At 37.5% G+C, this 1,698-nt stretch carries 2 protein-coding genes (1 of these 2 only partly in view); both read right to left on the bottom strand.

Annotation, left to right across the window (positions count from 1 at the left end; translation table 11 throughout):
* Positions 1–558, bottom strand: a 558-nt coding sequence (locus V7659_RS22710; RefSeq protein ID WP_335542454.1) for a type IA DNA topoisomerase, incomplete at its 3' end; no start/stop codon positions are given.
* Positions 559–903: 345 nt separating this feature from the next.
* Positions 904–1,698 carry the 3' portion of a DNA-processing protein DprA gene (dprA, locus tag V7659_RS22705; protein ID WP_335542453.1) on the bottom strand. It continues 93 nt past the right edge of the window, so 795 of the gene's 888 nt are visible here — the last part of the coding sequence; its start codon lies off the right edge, out of view — the gene reads right to left on this strand; it ends in the stop codon at positions 904–906.

Raw genomic sequence — 1,698 nt, 5'->3', positions numbered from 1 at the left:
GACAAAGGCTTTGATTTCATTTTCACGGTCGATAATTAGACGAACGGCAACAGATTGAACTCGGCCTGCACTTAACCCTTTCTTCACCTTTTTCCAGAGAAGAGGACTTATATTATAGCCTACAAGCCGGTCGAGAATTCTACGTGCCTGCTGGGCATCCACCAAATCCATATTAATTGGACGTGGATGCTTAAATGACTCTTTAATCGCATCTTTTGTTATTTCATTAAAAACGACTCGACAATCAGAACTAATGTCGACTGATAAACTATGGGCTAAATGCCATGCAATTGCTTCCCCTTCACGATCCGGGTCAGCTGCGAGATAGATTTTTTTCGCTTTTTTAGCTGCTGTTTTTAGTTCTTTTAAAACGGGACCTTTTCCACGAATCGTAATATATTTTGGTTCATAGCTATTTTCTACATTAACCCCCATTTGGCTCCGTGGCAAATCGCGGATATGTCCCATTGATGCTTTTACTTTATATTTATTTCCTAAATATCGTTCAATCGTTTTCGCTTTTGCCGGCGATTCAACGATTACAAGAAAATCTGCCATTTAAATATCCTCCTTAAGAGGGAAAGTGTAGAAGCGCCCCGAATCTGGCAAAATTTCTGTTTCTAAGGTGCTTTTCTTTTGAGAAGCTTTCCTACATACCAGTTTTACCTAAATAGACCGGAGAAAATACTTTACAAAACTGCCCTATCCCAAAGTTTTTCTTTTATATGTTTTTTACATAATTATTTATTCCATGTGCAAATATTCTTTTTTTCGAACATCTGTTGGAAAATGTATAACAAATTAGAAATTATTGCAACCTTTTTAAGCTAATTTCTCCATTTATTCATAAAAACCTTTAAAAATAAACAATTTTTTCTTAAAATTTATTGCTAATCTAGAGTTTTATCTAATTTCAACCAATATATCCTCCGCACCTGTTACCAGCTTTGCCCCTTGTTGAATTAATTCATTTGCACCGATTGAATACGGATTAAATATACTTCCGGGTAAGGAAAATACATCTCTTCCCTCATTGACCGCAAAATTGGCGGTGATCAGGGAGCCGCTTTTTCGCTTTGCTTCTATAATAAGGGTCCCCTTAGACAAACCACTTATGATTCGATTTCTCGATGGAAAATGCCATCTTAGCGGCTTTGTATCAGGCGGATACTCTGAAAGAACAAGTTGATTTTTCATCATTTCTAAAGCTAAGTTCATATTTTCCTTGGGATAAATATGATAAAACCCACCAGCAATCACGGCAATGGTATTTCCTCCATTTTTTATCGCATATTCATGGGCAAGCGCGTCAATTCCCCTTGCTAAACCACTTACTATTAGTACCCCTTGATCTATTAAACCTGGAAAAATCATTCGAATGGCATTTTTTCCATATTGAGTAGCCTGACGAGAACCAACTACGGCAAGTTTGGGGTCTTTTTCGAGCAGGGAGAGATCACCCTTGGCAAACAATGCCCATGGCGGTTGATAAATTTCTTTTAACAATGGGGGATATTCTTTATCCAATATTGTGATGACGGCAATATCATTGGTTTCGTATTGGCGGATTTGGTCACGAATGATGTCGGGATTTGGTGTAATGCCAGAAGATTTTTCTGAAGAGTTACTTGAAGAACTAGGTGGAAATAAACTAGTCTGGTGTGGAAATTGAATTTGGGACTTATAGACGTTTTTCAG

The sequence above is a fragment of the Neobacillus drentensis genome, from assembly GCF_036966985.1.
GTDB lineage: Bacteria > Bacillota > Bacilli > Bacillales > Cytobacillaceae > Neobacillus > Neobacillus drentensis_E.
Note: the sequence above shows the minus strand (reverse complement) of the source record. Positions and strands in the feature narration are given on the sequence as shown.